Annotated in this window: 18 protein-coding genes; 8 read left to right on the top strand and 10 right to left on the bottom strand. The window is 72.1% G+C overall.

Annotated elements, in window-relative coordinates; translation table 11 throughout:
• Positions 1–54 precede the first annotated feature (54 nt).
• Together NV263_RS15455 and NV263_RS15450 are read left to right on the top strand one after the other, a co-directional pair.
• A complete protein-coding gene (locus NV263_RS15455) occupies positions 55–1,404 on the top strand; it encodes a MurT ligase domain-containing protein (protein ID WP_263246971.1) in 1,350 nt (449 codons plus the stop codon).
• The gene (locus tag NV263_RS15450; RefSeq protein ID WP_380758676.1) at positions 1,401–2,126 is read left to right on the top strand and encodes a type 1 glutamine amidotransferase; all 726 of its coding nucleotides are present in this window, start codon (positions 1,401–1,403) and stop codon (positions 2,124–2,126) included. The genes NV263_RS15455 and NV263_RS15450 overlap by 4 nt, the downstream gene beginning before the upstream one ends.
• 3 nt (positions 2,127–2,129) lie before the next feature.
• On the opposite strand, the gene murJ is transcribed toward NV263_RS15450, so the two are convergent.
• On the bottom strand, positions 2,130–3,755 hold the full coding sequence (murJ, locus tag NV263_RS15445; RefSeq protein WP_263246970.1) for a murein biosynthesis integral membrane protein MurJ: 1,626 nt from the start codon (positions 3,753–3,755) through the stop codon (positions 2,130–2,132).
• Positions 3,756–3,880: 125 nt separating this feature from the next.
• On the opposite strand from murJ, the gene NV263_RS15440 reads away from it, so the two are divergent.
• On the top strand, positions 3,881–4,357 hold the full coding sequence (locus tag NV263_RS15440; protein ID WP_263246969.1) for a YkvA family protein: 477 nt from the start codon (positions 3,881–3,883) through the stop codon (positions 4,355–4,357).
• 156 nt (positions 4,358–4,513) lie between these two features.
• On the opposite strand, the gene NV263_RS15435 is transcribed toward NV263_RS15440, so the two are convergent.
• Positions 4,514–5,686, bottom strand: coding sequence for an acyl-CoA dehydrogenase (locus NV263_RS15435; RefSeq protein WP_263254207.1), 1,173 nt, complete (start codon positions 5,684–5,686; stop codon positions 4,514–4,516).
• Between the two features lie 127 nt (positions 5,687–5,813).
• Here NV263_RS15435 and NV263_RS15430 point away from each other — a divergent pair, with 127 nt between their 5' ends.
• Complete coding sequence (locus NV263_RS15430; RefSeq protein WP_263246968.1) at positions 5,814–6,548, top strand: TetR family transcriptional regulator; 735 nt, start codon at positions 5,814–5,816, stop codon at positions 6,546–6,548.
• A 778-nt stretch (positions 6,549–7,326) separates the two neighbouring features.
• Here NV263_RS15430 and NV263_RS15425 read toward each other — a convergent pair.
• Both NV263_RS15425 and NV263_RS15420 read right to left on the bottom strand, forming a co-directional pair.
• The gene (locus NV263_RS15425; protein WP_263246967.1) at positions 7,327–7,485 is read right to left on the bottom strand and encodes a hypothetical protein; all 159 of its coding nucleotides are present in this window, start codon (positions 7,483–7,485) and stop codon (positions 7,327–7,329) included.
• 222 nt (positions 7,486–7,707) lie between these two features.
• Positions 7,708–8,112, bottom strand: a complete 405-nt coding sequence (locus NV263_RS15420; RefSeq protein ID WP_263246966.1) for a GNAT family N-acetyltransferase — start codon at positions 8,110–8,112, stop codon at positions 7,708–7,710.
• Between the two features lie 86 nt (positions 8,113–8,198).
• On the opposite strand from NV263_RS15420, the gene NV263_RS15415 reads away from it, so the two are divergent.
• Complete coding sequence (locus NV263_RS15415; protein WP_263246965.1) at positions 8,199–9,104, top strand: aminoglycoside phosphotransferase family protein; 906 nt, start codon at positions 8,199–8,201, stop codon at positions 9,102–9,104.
• Between the two features lie 18 nt (positions 9,105–9,122).
• On the opposite strand, the gene NV263_RS15410 is transcribed toward NV263_RS15415, so the two are convergent.
• On the bottom strand, positions 9,123–10,664 hold the full coding sequence (locus tag NV263_RS15410) for an N-acyl-D-amino-acid deacylase family protein (RefSeq protein WP_263246964.1): 1,542 nt from the start codon (positions 10,662–10,664) through the stop codon (positions 9,123–9,125).
• Positions 10,665–10,782: 118 nt separating this feature from the next.
• On the opposite strand from NV263_RS15410, the gene NV263_RS15405 reads away from it, so the two are divergent.
• Positions 10,783–11,832 carry a lipoate--protein ligase family protein gene (locus NV263_RS15405; protein WP_263246963.1) on the top strand — a complete coding sequence of 350 codons (1,050 nt, stop codon included), beginning with the start codon at positions 10,783–10,785 and terminating at the stop codon, positions 11,830–11,832.
• Positions 11,833–11,880: 48 nt separating this feature from the next.
• On the opposite strand, the gene NV263_RS15400 is transcribed toward NV263_RS15405, so the two are convergent.
• From NV263_RS15400 to NV263_RS15390, 3 genes are all read right to left on the bottom strand, one after another.
• Positions 11,881–12,099, bottom strand: coding sequence for a DUF5703 family protein (locus NV263_RS15400; RefSeq protein WP_263246962.1), 219 nt, complete (start codon positions 12,097–12,099; stop codon positions 11,881–11,883).
• Positions 12,096–13,076 carry a hypothetical protein gene (locus NV263_RS15395; protein WP_263246961.1) on the bottom strand — a complete coding sequence of 327 codons (981 nt, stop codon included), beginning with the start codon at positions 13,074–13,076 and terminating at the stop codon, positions 12,096–12,098. The genes NV263_RS15400 and NV263_RS15395 overlap by 4 nt, the downstream gene beginning before the upstream one ends.
• 174 nt (positions 13,077–13,250) lie before the next feature.
• On the bottom strand, positions 13,251–14,225 hold the full coding sequence (locus tag NV263_RS15390; RefSeq protein WP_263246960.1) for an aldo/keto reductase: 975 nt from the start codon (positions 14,223–14,225) through the stop codon (positions 13,251–13,253).
• A 254-nt stretch (positions 14,226–14,479) separates the two neighbouring features.
• Here NV263_RS15390 and NV263_RS15385 point away from each other — a divergent pair, with 254 nt between their 5' ends.
• Positions 14,480–15,184 carry a histidine phosphatase family protein gene (locus NV263_RS15385; RefSeq protein WP_263246959.1) on the top strand — a complete coding sequence of 235 codons (705 nt, stop codon included), beginning with the start codon at positions 14,480–14,482 and terminating at the stop codon, positions 15,182–15,184.
• On the opposite strand, the gene NV263_RS15380 is transcribed toward NV263_RS15385, so the two are convergent.
• The gene (locus NV263_RS15380) at positions 15,173–15,781 is read right to left on the bottom strand and encodes a hypothetical protein (protein WP_263246958.1); all 609 of its coding nucleotides are present in this window, start codon (positions 15,779–15,781) and stop codon (positions 15,173–15,175) included. The two genes, NV263_RS15385 and NV263_RS15380, sit on opposite strands and share 12 nt — an antisense overlap.
• The gene (locus tag NV263_RS15375; RefSeq protein ID WP_263246957.1) at positions 15,778–16,224 is read right to left on the bottom strand and encodes a hypothetical protein; all 447 of its coding nucleotides are present in this window, start codon (positions 16,222–16,224) and stop codon (positions 15,778–15,780) included. The genes NV263_RS15380 and NV263_RS15375 overlap by 4 nt, the downstream gene beginning before the upstream one ends.
• A gap of 433 nt (positions 16,225–16,657) precedes the next feature.
• Between NV263_RS15375 and NV263_RS15370 the strand changes: the two genes are divergently transcribed.
• A complete protein-coding gene (locus NV263_RS15370; RefSeq protein WP_263246956.1) occupies positions 16,658–16,852 on the top strand; it encodes a hypothetical protein in 195 nt (64 codons plus the stop codon).
• Positions 16,853–16,859: the final 7 nt, after the last annotated feature.

Raw genomic sequence — 16,859 nt, 5'->3', positions numbered from 1 at the left:
CCTCGCGCGTCGCCGGCGCATCGTCGGCGCGGTGCGCCAAAGGGGGAGTGACGCATGACCGACACCAGGCGGGACGGGGAGACCATGGCAGGCGATGCCGACGCCCGGTCACGGCAGGACAAGCGCCAGCAGTGGCGCGTGGTGCCCGGACCCGCGGTCCCACCGCCCGGGCAGAACCGCCTCCGGGACCCGCGCACCGCGCTCGCGGTCGAGATCGGCCGCCTGGCGGCGGGGCTGTCGCGGCGACTGGGCCTCGGCAGCGGCGGGATCATCGGCGGTCGCCTGGCGCTGAGCGTGCAGCCGCGGGCGCTGAGCAGGCTCGCCGCCGGACGCCGGGTCGTGATGGTGACCGGCACCAACGGCAAGACCACGACCACGCAGCTGGTCGCCGAGGCGCTGCGCTCGCAGGCTCCGGCGGTCAGCAACGCCACCGGCGCCAACATGCTCGACGGCCACGTCGCCGCCCTGATGACCAGTCACGACGCCCCGTTCGCCGCGCTGGAGGTCGACGAACTGCACCTGGCGCAGGTCACCGGCCAGTTCGAACCGTCCGTGGTGGTGCTGCTCAACCTCAGCCGCGACCAGCTCGACCGGATCGGGGAGATCCGCACCGTGGAGGCCAGCCTGCGCAACGCGCTCGCGCAGGCCCCCGGCACGCACGTGATCGCCAACCGGGACGACCCGAACATCGTCTCCGCCGCCGCCGACCACTCCTCGGTGACCTGGGTGTCCGGCGGTGTGCGCTGGAAGGACGACGCGCTGAACTGCCCCCGCTGCGGTGCCTTCCTCGGCGACAGCGACCGCGCGTGGCGCTGCGCGTGCGGCCTCAGCCGTCCGGAAGCGGACTGGACGGTCACCGGAACCGGAGCCGTCGGTCCCGACGGGCGCCACCGCGACCTCGCGCTGCGGCTGCCCGGCCACGTCAACCGGGTCAACGCCACCTTCGCGCTCGCCGTCGGCCTGCACCTGGGCTGCGAGGAGGACGCCGTGCTGGCCCGCATCGCCGAGATCGACCAGGCCAGCGGCCGGTACGGCATGGTCCGGCTGGCGGGCAGGCAGGTCCGGTTGCTGCTGGCGAAGAACCCGGCGAGCTGGCTGGAGATGCTCGACCTGGTGTCCGGGCAGGACCGGCCGCTGGTGCTGGTGGTCAACAGCCGCGAGGCCGACGGCTACGACGTGTCCTGGCTGTGGGACATCGACTTCGACTCGCTGCGCGGCCGGACGGTCCTGGTCGCCGGGGACCGCGCGCTCGACCTGGCGGTGCGGCTGCGCTACGCCGGAGTTCGCTGCGAGGTGCACACCGCCGTCGACGACGCCCTCGCGGTGGTGGCCGACGGCGTGCCGGACGTGATCGCCAACTACACCGCCTTCCGCGACCTCTTCGCACGCAAGGAGCGGCGATGATGAAGGACCCGGTGCGCATCGCCCTGGTGCTGCCCGACCTGCTGGGCACCTACGGCGACCGCGGCAACGTGATCGTGCTGGAACAGCGGCTGCGCTGGCGCGGCATCGACACCGAGACGGTGACCGTGCTCTCCTCGGCCGACGCGGTGCCCGAGCACTGCGACCTGTACGTGATCGGCGGCGGCGAGGACGTGGCCCAGGTGGCGGCGGTGCGCTTCCTGCACCGCGGCCCGGGACTGCTCCGCGCGGTGGACCGGGGGGCACCGGTGCTCGGGATCTGCGGTGGGCTCCAGGTGCTGGGCACCTGCTTCACCACCGGTGACGGCGAACAGCACGCGGGTCTCGGTCTGGTCGACGCGGTCACCGAACCCGGCGACGGCCGCGCCATCGGCGAGGTGACCACGCACTCCACCCTCGGCGGCGTGGGCATGCTGACCGGGTTCGAGAACCACCTCGGCCGCACCAGGCTCGGTCCGCAGGCCCAACCGCTGGGCCGCGTGGCGCGCGGCACCGGCAACGGCCACGACAACGCCGAGGGCGCGGTCACCGGCCACGTGGTGTGCACGTACCTGCACGGCCCGGTCCTGGCCCGCAACCCGAAACTGGCCGACCTGCTGCTGGAATGGGCGATCGGCGAGCCGCTGGAACCGCTGCCGGAACCGCCCGAACTGACCGCCCTGCGCACCGAGCGAACCCGCGCCAACCTGCGCAACCGCAAGTAGCGCTCACCGCCGGACCAGGCGCCCGACCCGGTCCAGGGCCGGACGGATCTCCGGGGCGCGGACCAGGGCCAGCACGCCGAAGCTGACTCCGAGGACCACGACCGCGTCCACGGCCAGCACCAGCCAGGCGTCGGCGATCGGGCTCAGCGGTCCGAGGGCACCGCGCAGCGCGGCGACGGCCGCGACCGCGCACCCGCACCCCAGCAGCGTCGCGAGCAGGGTCCGCGCGATGCCGACGAGCGTGTGCCTGGTGCCCACCCGGCCGACGCGCCACCGCAGCCAGACCTGGCCGACGAGCGCGCCGAGCACGAAGCTCAGCGACATCGCCCACGCCACGCCGACGACCAGGTCCTCCGCGCGCATCGAGGCGAGGAACACGTAGCACAACACGCTGCGGAACAGCACCATGACGACGTTGATCCAGGTCGGCGTCCGGGAGTCCTTCATGGCGTAGAAGGCCCGCAGCTGGAGCATCGTGATCGCGAACGGCACGATGCCCACCGCAGCGGCCGCCAGCGTCACCCCGAGCCGGTCCGCGGCGGCCACCCCGCTGGCACCCAGCGAGAAGAACGCCACCCCGATGGAGCCGCCCGCGACGACCATGAGCGCGCTGATCGGCATCAACAGCACCGCGCTCATCCGGGACCCCAGCGACAGGTCGGCGACGAAGTCGCGGGTGTCCTTCGCGGCGGCGGCCCGGCTGATCCGGGGCATCAGCGCGGTCAGCAGCGACACGCCGAGCACCCCGTAGGGGACCTGCGACAGCAGCCAGGCGTAGTTGAACGTCGCGACGCTGCCGGGAGTGCCCTGGCTGGTGACCCGGGTGGTGACGACCATGCCGACCTGGCTGACCACGGTGTAGAGCACGACCCAGAACGCCAGCGCCCCGAACTCCGACAACCGGTGGTCCCAGCCCCACCGCCAGCGGAACCGGAACCCGGTGCGGCGCAACGAGAGGACCATGATCGCGGCCTGCGCGGCGATGCCGAACGCGGTGCCGATGCCCAGCACGAGCAGCTTCGGCTCGCCCATGCGCACCGGGTGGGTGGAGATCTCGCCGGGCATGAGCGCGTAGACCGCGACGGTGCCGATGACCACGGTGTTGTTGATCACCGGTGCCCACGCGGGCGTGCCGAACACGCCCCGGACGTTGAGGATCGCCTGCAGCAGCGCGGACAACCCGTAGAAGATGATCCCGGGCAGCAGCAGGTAGGCGAACGCGGTCGTCAGCGCGGCGTTGGCCCGGGTGTCCGGCCCCAGGTACAGGTCGGTGAGCAGGGGAGCGGCGGCCACCGCCGCGACCGTGGCCACGGCGAGCAGCACGCTGCCCATGGTGATCATCCACTGCGCGTAGGACTCGCCCTGCCGGGCGCCGTCCTGCTGGGCCCGCACCAGCAGCGGTACGGCGATGCTGGTCAGCACCCCGCCGAGCAGCAGTTCGTTGACCACGGTGGGCAGCGTGTTGGCCACGGTGTAGGAGTCGTTGACCACCCCGAGACCGAGGACGACGACCAGCAGCACCTTGGCGAGCAGCCCGCTGACGCGACTGACCGCGGTGGCCACGGCCATCGCCCCGCTGGCCCGGGCCAGCGAGGTGCCGCTGGTGCGGGATTCGGCCTGGTCGACCACGATCTCCCCCCGAGCGGTCGGCGTGCGGACGCGTCGACGGTGCCACGGATCGCACGGCCGCGCGCTCCGGTCGGCGCCGTCCATGGCACCCTGATCGCACTGCCGGGTGGTGGGGAGGACCTGACGTGATCGTGGTCGGTGCGCTGCTCGTCGTCGCCGGTGTGGTCACCGCCGTCGTCGGGGGAGGGCAGACGGCGGGCGGCTGGCTGCTGCCGGTGGCACTGGTGGCCGCGGGTGCCGGTGCCGTGATCGCCGGGGCCGTCGCCGCGGTGCGGCGCCGGCTGGCACCGCTGCGGGCGGCCGCGCGCGCCCGGCGCGGGACGGGATCGACCACCCCGGTGGGCGGTCCGCTGCGCAGGATCCGGGCGGTGCCCGCGATGGTCGCCGGCTCCTGGCGGGGCGAGCGCGCGGCCCCGCCGCGCTACCAGCTCGCGCTGTGGCTGCTGGCCGTGGTGTACGTGGTGTCGCCGATCGACTTCATCCCGGACTTCCTGCCGCTGTTGGGTTTCGGTGACGACATCGGGGTCGGCGCCTGGCTGTTGACCGGCCTGTACGCCGAAGCGGGCAACTACCTGGCCCAGCGCGAAGAGACCGAGGTCTGAGCGCCCGGTTCCGCTCCCGCGGGGGAGGACCGGCACGATGCCGAGCCCGAGGCGTGGCGAGCAACGGTCCTGGCGCACTCCCGCATCGACCGGACACTGCGGTCCGGGTGGTGCCGGGCACGGCCGGTGCCCGGCACCACCACGCGCGGGCGCGTGTCAGCCCTTGAGCAGCGAACGGGCCATGACCATGCGCTGGATCTGGTTCGTGCCCTCGTAGATCTGGGTGATCTTGGCGTCGCGCATCATCCGCTCGACCGGGAAGTCGCGGGTGTAGCCGGCGCCGCCGAACAGCTGCACGGCGTTGGTGGTGACCTCCATGGCCACGTCGGAGGCGAAGCACTTCGCCGCGGCGGAGATGAACCCGAGGTTCGGTTCGCCGCGCTCGGCCCGAGCCGCCGACACGTAGACCATGTGGCGCGCGGCCTCCACCTTCATCGCCATGTCGGCGAGCATGAACTGCACGCCCTGGAAGTCGGCGATGGCCTTGCCGAACTGCTTGCGCTCCTTGACGTAGGCCAGCGACGCGTCCAGCGCGCCCTGGGCGATGCCGACGGCCTGGGCGCCGATCGTCGGCCTGGTGTGGTCCAGGGTCCGCAGCGCGGTCTTGAAGCCGGTGCCGGGTTCGCCGATGATCCGGTCGGCCGGGATGGTGCAGTCCTCGAAGTACAGCTCGACGGTCGGCGACCCCTTGATGCCGAGTTTCTTCTCCTTGGGCCCCACCACGAACCCGGGATCGTCGGCGTGCACGGCGAAGGCGCTGATGCCGTTGGCTCCCTTGTCGGGGTCGGTCACCGCCATCACGGTGTACCACCGGGACACGCCGCCGTTGGTGATCCAGCACTTGGTGCCGTTGAGCACCCAGTGGTCGCCGTCGAGCCGGGCCCGGGTCTTCATCGAGGCCGCGTCCGACCCAGCTTCCCGCTCGGACAGCGCGTAGGAGGCGGTGGCCTCGCCGGAGGCGATCGAGGGCAGCACCTGCTGCTTGAGCTCCTCGGACGCGGACAGCAGGATCGGCATGGTGCCGAGCTTGTTGACGGCCGGGATCAGCGAGGAGGCGGCGCAGACCCGGGCGACCTCCTCGATCACGATGCAGGTGGCGACCGAGTCGGCCCCCTGACCGCCGTACGCCTCGGGGATGTGCACCGCGGCGAAACCGGACTTCACCAGGGCGTCGAGCGCCTCCTGCGGATACCGCTCCTGCTCGTCGACCTCCGCCGCGTGCGGTGCGATCTCCTTGTCGGCGAGCGCCCGCACCGCCTCGCGCAGCGCCTCGTGCTCCTCGGCCAACTGGTAGGTGCCGAAGGTCGGGTCCACCGCTTCCTCCTTCATCCCGGCGCCGTCGCCGGGCCCGCTGGTCCTGCGCGCCACGTCCGGCCTCGCCGGGGGCGTTGTCCTTCGGCGCCAGCGTAACGGCACTGAGTGCCACTAGCAATGATCCCGGTGCTATATTCCGGCCATGTCCGAGGCAGCGTCCCCAGCGCCCAGAACCCGATCCGGCCGGACCGCGGACGGCCGCCGCCGGGTGCGCAGCGCGCTGGCGCTGGCCGCGATGGACCTGTTCGCCGAGCAGGGCTTCGAGGCGACCACGGTGGACCAGATCGCCGATGCCGCCGGCGTCGGCCGGCGCACGTTCTTCCGCTACTTCCGGTCCAAGGAGGACGTGGTCTTCCCCGGGCACGACGAGCGCTTGGCCGAGGTGGTCGAGCTGCTGGAGTCCGCCGACCGCCGCGAGGACCCGCTGCGGGTGCTCAGCGGCACCGCCGAGGTCGTGCTGGACATGTACCTCGCCGAGCCCGAGGTGTCGCTCAAGCGCTTCGAGCTGACCCGCCAGGTCCCGGCCCTGCGCGACAAGGAGATCGCCAGCATCGACCGCTACCAGCGGGTCTTCGCCCGCTACCTGCGCGAGCGCTACGCGGGCGAGCCCGCCGGTGACCTGCGCGCGGCCGTCGCCGCGGCGGCGGTGGTGGCCGCGCACAACCACGTCCTGCGCCAGTGGCTCAAGAGCGGGGGGACGGCCGACGCCCGCGCGATGCTGCGCGAGGCGCTCGGACTGGTGCGGTCGGCCCTGTCCGCGCCGCTGTGCGAGGACTCCGGCGACGAGAACGTCGTCGTCGGGGTGCTGCGCACCGGAGCTCCCGCCGGGGCCGTGCTCAAGCAGCTGGAGGACGCCCTCCGCGACCTCCCGCGCTGACCCTCCCAGCGGTCCGGCACTCAGTGCCGGACCTCGTATATCTCGATCAATTTCGTCACTTCAGTGTCGAGTGAAATCACTGCCGGAGCACCGTCATCCGAGGAAGCGCGGCTCGGGAGAGCGATCGCGAGATCGAAGGTGGCCAGCAGGCCGCTGACCACCGGGGGACGCGGCACCGAGTCCGGCGCTGTTCGGGAGGCCGCCGAGTCAAGGGCTGGGAACGATCCCGGCGTTCAGCGCTGCCGGGGCCAGCGCGCCGGTCGCAGGAGTCGGGGGAGTGGTCGTGAGAGCCGAGCGGCGACCGCGCCAGGAGCGCTCGCCGCAGCCGGATAGCGGTGCTGTGAAAGGGAAAACGGCCCCGTGGGGCGGCGGTGCGAGAAGGGGTCCCGCGTGCCGGCCCGGGGTATCGCGGAAAGCGACCGGCGTCCTTGGCGCCTCGGGGTCGGAGGCGATCGCGAGCTCGACGTCGTGGCCGCCCGATGGGGACCACGCGATTTTCGACGTATCTGTTGTTTCAGTGCCGAGTGAAATGAACTCGCAGATCGCTGCGCTGAAGTCCGAACTGCTACCGACTGCAAGCCGGGGACGATGCGGTGGTCGCTCGGCGGGGTGGAGCTGAGGTCGGGTCCCGGTCGTGCGCGGGAGGGCGCGACCGGGACCACGGGGTTGGTGGCGGCCGGGGGTGGGGGAGTGGCGTGTGACCGGATGGGGCTTCGCCTGTGTCCGGCCGCCGGGGGCGGGATCTCCGGCGGCCGGACGAGTCCGTTGTGGACGGACGTCAGTCGTAGCCGCGGATCAGGTGGCTCTCGTCGAACTCGTCTCGGTCGGTGTCGAAGGCGGGCTCCGTCCGGTCCTGGGTGGGGACGGGGATGTCGAGTTCGACCTGGACCAGGGAGCCGGAAGGGGCTTGCGGGGCGAAGTCTTCGGACAGCGTCATGTCCGACTCCTCTCGATTGTCGGGGACACCGGCCGATCGTCCGTCGATGTGACGCAGATCGCACGCGTGCCTCGCTTCAGGTGATCGGATACCGCCCGGATGGGGAATGATCTCTACAGAATATTGATCTTCATAGTTTCAGTGTTGAGTGAAATGAATACTCAGGCCCACACCAGAACTCACCGCCACTCTCGTCAACAACAGCAAGGAGACGACCGGAGGTCAGTGCGCGGAGAGGTGCAGGAGTCCGGCGTCGGTGGGGCGGAAACCGCACGACTCGAAGTAGAAGGCGCGCAGATGCGGTTCGAAGTCCACGTGCAGCCAGGTGCACCCGGCGTTCTCGGCCGCTCGGGCGGCGCGGCGGACGAGCTCGGTGCCGATGCCGAGGTGTTGGTGGTCCGGGCGGACCTTCGGGTCGAGCAGGAACGCGTGGTCGGCGCCGTCCCAGGCGACGTTGACGAAGCCGATGAGCGTTCCGCCGGGGAGGTGCGCGCTGCCCCAGCCGAGGCTGTGCTCGCGGACCCGGTTCCACCACCCGTGCTCGGGGTTCCCGTCGTGCGAGGTGGTCAGCTCCACCAGTTCGCCGTCGGAGAGGTCCGCTCGCCAGCGGTAGTCGATATCGGTCATCCGCCGAGGGTCGCAGGACCGGGCTGCGGCGGTCGCGCGGTTTTCGGTGCGGAAATCGGCGTTGCGCGGTGGGCGAGACTGGCCGCGTGACTGGAGATCGGTTCGACGAGGTCTGGCGCGCGGCACTTGCCGCCGCGACCCGGCTGGGCGCTGAGCTGGGATTGCCCACCGGTGAACGGCGCGTGCTGTCCAACCGCGGCAATCTCGTCGTGCACCTGGCCCCCGCGCCCGTGGTGGTGCGGGTGGCGACGCTGACCGCGTGGACCCGGCGGGAACCGCGGGCCTGGTTGGAGCGCGAGGTGGCCGTGGCCCGGTACGTGGCGGACCGGGGAGGTCCTGTCGTGCCGCCGAGTTCTCTCGTGGATCCGGGGCCGCATCGCAGGGACGGGTTCGCGTTGAGCCTGTGGACGTACCTGCCGGCTGCGCAGCGGCGTGCGGATCCGGTGGCTGCCGGTGAGGCGCTGGCCGTGCTGCACGGGGAGCTCGTCGGTTGTCCTCGGGAACTTCCGCTGTTGTCACCGGTGCGGGAGCAGATCGGTGACGGGTTGGCGGCGTTGGAGCGGGCGGAGGTGCTGGATCGGGAGCGGTTGGCCGCGCTGCGGGCTCGTCATGAGCGGGTGTTGGCGGACTTGGCGCAGGTGGACGGGCCGGTCGTGGCGTTGCACGGGGATGCCCACCCGGGCAATCTCCTGGGCGTCGGTGCTGGGTGGTGGTGGACGGATTTGGAGGAGACCTGTCGCGGCCCGCGCGAGTGGGATCTGGCGGTGCTGGCCGGTGCCTGCGGGGCGGACGGTGGGGCGGCGTTGCGGGCGTACGCGTCCGCCGCCGGGGTGCCGGTGCCGACGGCGGACGCGCTCGCTCCGTTCGTCCGGGCCCGCGAGCTGGAGGCGGTCGTGTGGGCGCTCGGCATGGCGCACCAGTGCCCCGCCCGGTACCGGGCGGCGGCGCGGGCGCTCCTGGAGGACGTCCTGGGAGGCCGGGCGAGCACTTGATCGGTCGGTTCTCGCCGGTCAGGTGGTGGGTGTGAGGCGGGTGCCGCGGCGGGTGCCGAGGTAGGTGCCGTCGGCGACGACGGTGTGGCCCGCTTGGCAGACCCACGGGATGCCCCGGGGCGGTCGCAGGGGGTCGTGGTAGTCGCCGACGTCGGTGACGGTGTCCGGGTCGAAGGCGACGAGGTCGGCGATCAGGCCGGGGGCGATGCGGCCGCGTTCGGGGATGCGGAAGGTGCGGGCGGGCAGGTCGGTCATGCGGTGGACGGCTTCGGGGAGGGTCAGGGTGCCGCGTTCGCGGGTGTAGCGGGCGAGGACGCGGGGGAAGGTACCGGTGAGTCGGGGGTGGGGTTTGCCGCCGGTGCCGGGTGGCAGGCCGTCGGAGCCGATCATGGTGGCGGGGTCGGAGAGGGCGAGTTCGAGGTCGTCCTCGTGCATCGAGAAGTGGATCATGGTGGCGCGGAGGCGTTCGGTGACCAGGACGTCGACGAGTGCGTCGACGGGTTCGGTTCCGGTGGTCGCGGCGATGTCGGCGATGGTCCGGCCTTCGTGGCGGTGGCTGGCGGTGGTGGCGATGAGGATGCTGTCCCACCGGGTGTCGGCGAGGGCGGTGGCGAGCCGGTCGCGTCCGGGTGTGCTGGTGAGGCGGGCGAGGACGTCGTCGGCGTCGCCGGTGAGGTAGTCGCGGGGCAGTGTGGCGGTGAGCATGGTCGAGGACGCGGTGTAGGGGTAGACGTCCTGGGTCAGGGGCTGGTGGTCGCGGGCGCGGTGGATCTCGTCGAGGGCGTGGCGCATGTTCCCCCAGTTGCGGGGTTCGGTGGTTTTCAGGTGGGAGAGGTGGGTGCGGCCTGCGGTGGCGCCGATGCGGAGGGCTTCGTCGATGGCGTCGAGCAGGGTGTCGCCTTCGTCGCGCATGTGCGTGGCGTAGAGGGCGTCGCCGCCGAGGGTGCGGGCGAGGGCGATGAGTTCGTCGGTGGTGGAGAACACGGCGGGTGGGTAGATCAGGCCGGTGGACAGGCCGAAGGCGCCGGCGTTCATGCCTTCTTCGAGTGCGGTGCGCATGGTGCGCAGGGCGGTGTCGTCGGGGGCGGCGTCGGTCATGCCCATGGCGGCGATGCGGAGGGTGCCGTGTCCGATCAGCGGGCAGTGGTTGGTGACGTGGCCGGCGGCGTCGGTGGCGGCGAACAGGTCGTGGAAGCCGGTCCAGGTGAACGGCACGGGTGGGAACAGGCGGCTCAGGAAGGTGCGGAGGGTGTCGGCGTGGGGGTGGCTGCGGGGTGCGAGGCTGAAGCCGCAGTTGCCGACGACTTCGGTGGTGACGCCTTGGCGGATCTTGGTGGTGTCGTGTTCGTCGAGCAGGGGTGCGTTGTCGGAGTGGGAGTGGACGTCGATGAAGCCGGGGGCGAGGACGAGTCCGGTGAGGTCGCGGTGGGGTGCGTCGGTGGGGAGGGTGCCGGGTGGTTCGACGGCGGTGATGCGGTCGCCGTCGAGGAGGACGTCGGCGGGGCGCGGGGCGGCGCCGGTTCCGTCGACGACGGTGGCTCCGGTGAGCAGTTCGGGCATGCCGGTCCTCCTTGTCGTGGGGTGGGTCTCATGGTGGCGGGTGTGACGTGCGTTTTCACCGGCGTGCGGGGGAATAGGCGGTGCGCTGCGGTGTTGTGCGGTGCGTTGGAGGTGTGTCGTGCACGGTGAGTACAAGGTCCCCGGTGGGAAGTTGGTCGTGGCGGATCTGGAGGTCGTCGGCGGCCGGTTGTCCGGTGTGCGGGTGAGCGGGGACTTCTTCCTGGAGCCGGATGAGGCGTTGGAGGAGATCAACCGGTCGTTGGAGGGGGCTGCGGCGGATTCGGACGCCGAGGAGCTGGGGCGGTTGGTGCGCGCCGGGTTGTCGGGGGGCGTGCGGATGGTCGGGTTCGGTCCGGAGGCGGTGGCGACTGCGGTGCGGCGGGCGGTGACGCGGGCGTCGGAGTGGGTCGATCACGAGTGGCGGTTGGTGCGGGAGGGGCCGCGGTCGCCGTTGATGCACATGGCGTTGGACCAGGTGTTGGCCGAGGAGGTGGCCGCGGGGCGGCGGCCGCCGACGTTGCGGTTCTGGGAGTGGGCGTCGCCGGCGGCGATCATCGGGAGTTTCCAGTCGGTGCGCAACGAGGTGGACGTGGATGCGGCGCGCCGGTACGGGGTCGAGGTGGTGCGGCGGATCACCGGTGGTGGGGCGATGTTCGTGGAGCCGGGGAACACGGTGACGTATTCGCTGTACGCGCCGGCGTCGTTGGTGGCGGGGATGTCGTTCGCGGATTCGTACGCGTTCTTGGACGACTGGGTGTTGGGCGTGCTGCGGGAGCTGGGGTTGAACGTGTGGTACGAGCCGTTGAACGACATCGCTTCGGATGCGGGCAAGATCGGTGGTGCGGCGCAGAAGCGGGTGGCCGCGGGGGCGGTGTTGCACCACGTGACGATGTCCTACGACGTGGATGTGGCGAAGTTGGGCCGGGTGCTGCGGGTTGGCAAGGAGAAGTTGTCGGACAAGGGGATCGCGAGTGCGGACAAGCGGGTGGATCCGTTGCGGCGGCAGACGGGTTTGGCGCGTGAGGTGATCATCGACCGGTTGGTGGAGGGGTTCCGGTCGCGGTTCGGGTTGGTCGACGGTCCGGTGACCGCGGGTGAGGAGTCGCGGGCGCGGGGGTTGATCGAGTCGAAGTTCGCGTCGGCGGAGTGGATCGGCCGGGTGCCGTGAGGGGGCGGCGGGGCGGGTGGTGGTCCGTCCCGGCCGGTGGGGGTGCGGTCAGGTGAGGAGTTCGCCGATGCCGGGGGTGGTGCGGCGTCGGCGGAGCCAGACCTTGCGGGTGCCGTCGGAGTAGAGCAGGACGCGGGAGAGTTCCCAGCCGGAGAATTCGGCGTGGATGCTGAGTTGGGTCGCCGCGCTGTACCGGGTGGTGCCCGGTGGCAGGCGCAGCGGCCGGTACTCCCAGTCCTGGTCGGTGTCGGTTCCTTCCGTTCTCACGGTTTCACCACCTGTGTTCCGTCGCCGTTGGCGGAGGCGATGTAGACCTCGCCGGTGTCGGGGTCGACCGCGACCGAGTTGGGTTGGCCGACGGTGGGGAAGCGGTAGCGTTCCTGGGGTTCTCCGCCGGCGATGTCGTAGCCGACGACCTGGTTGGTCGCGGTGAGGGTGACCCAGGCGAGGTCGCGGTGCGGGTCGTAGGCCAGTGCGTAGGGGGCGCCGGGGACGGGGTAGCGCTGCTTGTTGATCAGGGGGTCGACGGAGAAGGCGAGCAGGCTCTGCCCGCGGGTGTCGACGGCGAGGATGCGCTGGTAGCGGTCGGTGACGGCGTTGGTGGCGCCTTCGCCGGCGCGCAGTCCGGCTCCTTTGTCGCCGGTGGTGGGGTCGACCGGGGTGAGGGAGGTGGCGAGCCGGTCGAGGACGTTGACGTCGTGGCCGACGGGCAGCAGTTGGGCGGGGCCCTGGAACTTGTCGGTGGTGGTCTGGGGTTGGCCGTCGCGCAGGATGGTCACGGCGTGGGTGGTGCGCAGGGCGACGGCGGTGCGGTGCGCGTCGAGGTCGACGGCGTCGACGGGTCCGCCGTGCACGGGGGTGGTGGTGACGGCGGCGGTGCGCAGGTCGATGCGGGCGAGCTGATCCTGGTCGGGCAGGGCGGCGAGGGCGTGGCCGGCTTCGGTGCGCAGTCCGGCGGGGGTGCCGGGCAGGGTGGTGGTGCGGGTGGTGCGGGTGCGGGTGTCGAGCAGGGTGAGGTCGTGGGTGCCTGCGAGGACGAGGGTGTGGGTGTCCGGGTCGTAGGCGGTCAGGCGGGTGGGTGGGGTGGGCAGGACGGTGCCTGCTGGTGGGGTGGTGACGGGGGGTGCGGTGGCGGGTGTGGCGGCGACGAGGCGGTCGGTGACCTGGAGGGGGTCGCTGGCGTCGTTGGTTCCGCAGCCGGTGAGCAGGGTCGCGGCCAGGCAGGTGATGACCAGACGACGCAACGAGGACCTCCTTGGTCTTGCGCGCCCCGCCGGTGCGGGGCGGTTCGTCGTCCAGCATCCCTGATGGTGGTGGTCGGGTGTTCGCCTGCCCCGGTGGGATGGGTTTCAGGGTGTCACGCGGGGTGGCCGGGTGGGTATGGGTGTGCGCGGCGTTTCCTCCGTTGGGCGGGTGGGTCAGTCGGTGGGGCCGCGTTCGGGGTAGCTGCGTTCGGGGGTGCTGATGTCGTCGAGGGCGGCGCGGATGGCCGGGGGGAGGGTGAGGTTGTCGCTGTCGAGGGCGGTGGCGAGTTGGGCGGTGGTGCGGGCGCCGACGATGGGGGCGGTGACCTGGGGGCGGTCGCGCAGCCAGGCGAGGGCGACGTGCACGGGTGAGGTGCCGAGTCCGTCGGCTGCGGTGAGGACGGCTTGCACGATGCGGGCGGCGCGTTCGGTGCGGTGGTGTTCGACGTAGCTGGCGAGGTGGTCGCTGGCGCCGCGGGAGTCGGGTGGGGTGGAGTTGCGGTATTTGCCGGTGAGCACGCCGCGTCCCAGGGGTGCCCAGGGGAGCAGGCCGATGTGGTGGTGGGTGGCGGCGGGGACGACTTCGCGTTCGATGCCGCGTTCGAGCAGGGAGTATTCGACCTGGGTGGTGATGAGCGGGGTGCGGGTGGGGTGGGCGGTTTGGTGGGTGGCGGCGGTGGCCAGTTGCCAGCCGCTGTAGTTGCACACGCCGACGTAGCGGACTTTGCCGCTGGTGACGGCGGTGTCGAGGGCGGCGAGGGTTTCGTCGAGGGGGACGCCGGGGTCCCAGGCGTGCAGTTGCCACAGGTCGATGTGGTCGGTGCGCAGGCGGCGCAGGGAGGTGTGGAGGGCGGCGAGCAGGGCGGCTCGGGAGGCGCCGCCGCCGATGGGGCCGGGGGCGCGGCGGGCGGCGGCTTTGGTGGCGATGACGAGTTCGTCGCGGGGGATGTGGCCGGACAGCAGGTCGCCGAGGATTTCTTCGGCGGGGCCGTAGACGTCGGCGGTGTCGACGAGGGTGCCGCCTGCGTCGTGGAAGGTGGTGAGCTGGTCGGCGGCGGTGTCGGCGTCGACGTCGAGTCCCCAGGTCATGGTGCCCAGGGCGAGGCGGGAGACGCGGAGGCCGCTGCGGCCGAGCTGTCGGTGTTCCACGGTGGGTGAGGGTATTCGCTGCGGGCGCTGGTGGGGGTGAGGTCGGCGTCGGCGGGTCCTGGCGTGGTGCGGTGGATCACACCGTCCGGTGGGGTGTGGTGGGGTTTCTCGGTGTGCTGGTGCGGGCCCGGTTTTCGCCGATTCCGCGGGAGTGCGCCGTCGCAGGGCGTTCGGCCGGTGTGGGGCAGCCCTGAGCGGTGGTTGCGGAGGGGGTGGTGGTGGGTTGTCGGTCGGGGTGCCTACCCTCGGCGGTCGTGGCGACTCTCATCCTGTTGCGGCATGCGCGGTCGGAGGCCAACGGCTCCGGGACGCTGGCGGGGCGTTCGGCCGGTGTGGGCCTGGATGCCACGGGCTCGGGTCAGGCCGAGCGCTTGGTGGCCCGGTTGGCGGGGGTTCCGCTGGCGGGGGTGGTGGTCTCGCCGTTGCAGCGCTGCCGGGAGACGGTGGCCGGCTTGGCCGCTGAGCGCGGTCTGGAGCCGGTGGTGGAGGAGCGGCTGGCCGAGGTGGACTACGGCGAGTGGACCGGCCGCAAGATCAGCGAGTTGACCGAGGAGCCGTTGTGGCGGGTGGTGCAGCAGCATCCGTCGGCGGCGGTGTTCCCGGGCGGTGAGGGCCTGGCGCAGGTGCAGGCGCGGGCGGTGGCCGCGGTGCGCGATCACGACCGGCGGATGGGGGAGAAGTCGGTGTGGTTGGCGTGCACGCACGGCGATGTGATCAAGGCGGTGCTGGCTGACGCGTTGGGGCTGCACCTGGACTCCTTCCAGCGGATCGTGGTGGATCCGTGTTCGGTGAGCGTGGTCCGCTACACCGCGACGCGGCCGTTCGTGTTGCGGATCAACGACACGGGTGGGGATGTGTCGGGGTTGTTGCCGCCGAAGGACGAGGAGTCGTCGGACGCGGTGGTCGGCGGGTCCACCGGCGCGTCGACGTCCGGGGCGGACGGCGGCTCAGTCGCGTAGTTCGACGACGTGGCATTCGGCGTCGGCGGGTAGCAGGCGGGTGCCGCCGCCGTCGAAGCCGATCAGCACCCGGTCGTCGGCCACGCGGGTGAGGTGGGTGATGACGCCGACCGGGCCGATGGGTCCGTGCAGCCGTACCGCGGTGCCGGGGCGCAGCTGGTCGGCGCGGCGGCGGTCGCGGTTGACGGCGGTGGAGGCGGGGAGGAGTCGGCGGGTGGTGACGCGCCAGAGCGCGTAGGCCGCGGTGGGCAGGATCAGTGCCAGCCACGCGCAGACGTGGATGAGTGCGAAGCCGGGGATGGCGCCGGTCAGCGTGGCCCACAGCCCGGAGCTGACCGGGTGTGAGCCGAGTTGGAGCCATCCGGTGGTGCGGATGGTGCCGTCGTGGCGGCGGCCGCGCGGTGCGGGGTCGTCGGGCGGGTCGGTGTCGTGGTGTTGGTTGCGCGGGGCGTGCACGGGGTTTTTGGCGAGGGGTTCGTGGTGGGGGCGGACGGGGAGGAGTTCGACGGTGTCCTCGCCGCGGCGGGCGAGGTCGATGTCGAGCAGGCGCAGCGCGGCGAGGTGGTGGCGGTCGGTGGGGGTGTCGGTCGTGTTCACCACTGGGTCGTCCACCTCAGGCGTCCGTGGTCGTCGGGTTCGCAGCTGGCGGCTGCGCCGTTGGCGGTGCGGGCGAAGTCGCCGCGTTGATCGCAGGGGCGGTCGGTGACGACCACGGGCACCCAGTCGTCGGCCGGGGCGGTGCTGGCCGGGGTCGGGCGGGTGGTGGCGGTCGTGGCCGGGTGCGGGGTTCGGGAGCCCTCGGGGCGCGTGCCGCTGGTCGGAGTGGGTGTCGGGGTGGGGCTGAGTGGTGCCGCGGTGTGCGCGGGCGTGGTGTGCCGGGACGGCAGGTGTTCGGACAGGTCGTCGGCGCCGGTGGAGGGGAGGGCGCTGGCCAGTGCGGTGGCGGTGGCGCCCAGCAGGCCGAGCGCGGGCAGCAGGCGGGCCGGCAGGGGGCTGCGCCACCACCAGCGGCGAACGGGGTCGGGATGGTCGACGGGCAAGGAAGCTCCTGTCGTGTGCCGTTGTTCGTATCCCCGACCCGGTTGGCGGATAGTAGCGGACCCGCGGTGATCCTCAAGGTCCGCGCCGACGCCTTCCCGCGCTGTGACGCGAGGCGGGTCTCGGGCGCGATTGCCGCGGAATCTGTTGACTGCCAAGGAAAACAGCACTCCACATGAGTCCTCAGTGGACTGTGCTCAGTGGTCGCGGGTCACGAGGGGCGCGGCGGGTTTGCGGTGTGCTTCGGCAGCGTTTAAGGCTGCCTTAGGACTCGACCGGGCCGCGACGGGACCCGGGGTCCGCCCTGCCTCCGGTGGATCGGCACCGCGTGGCGCGCCGACGAGCGAACCCGTCCCGGCACCGAACTCGGTCGGCTTCGCGCGGTGGAGGCGACGGGGCGGCGAACCGGAGTTCTTCGGCGCCACCGCGCTGCCGGTGTCCGCTGCCGACGTGCGAGAAGCGGGCCCCACCGGCGCGGAACGGCTGTACAGTACGGGCGTCGCGCTGATCGAGATCGACCTGGCGGCCGTGGCTCGACCGCTGCGCGACGGCGCGGACATCCTGTCGGCGGGCTCGCTGCCGGTGCTGCTGGCGATCCGCGCCGCCGCGCTGCGCACCCCGGTGCGCTGACGCGCCG

Source organism: Saccharopolyspora rosea (assembly GCF_025643595.1).
Lineage (GTDB): Bacteria > Actinomycetota > Actinomycetes > Mycobacteriales > Pseudonocardiaceae > Saccharopolyspora > Saccharopolyspora rosea.
Note: the sequence above shows the minus strand (reverse complement) of the source record. Positions and strands in the feature narration are given on the sequence as shown.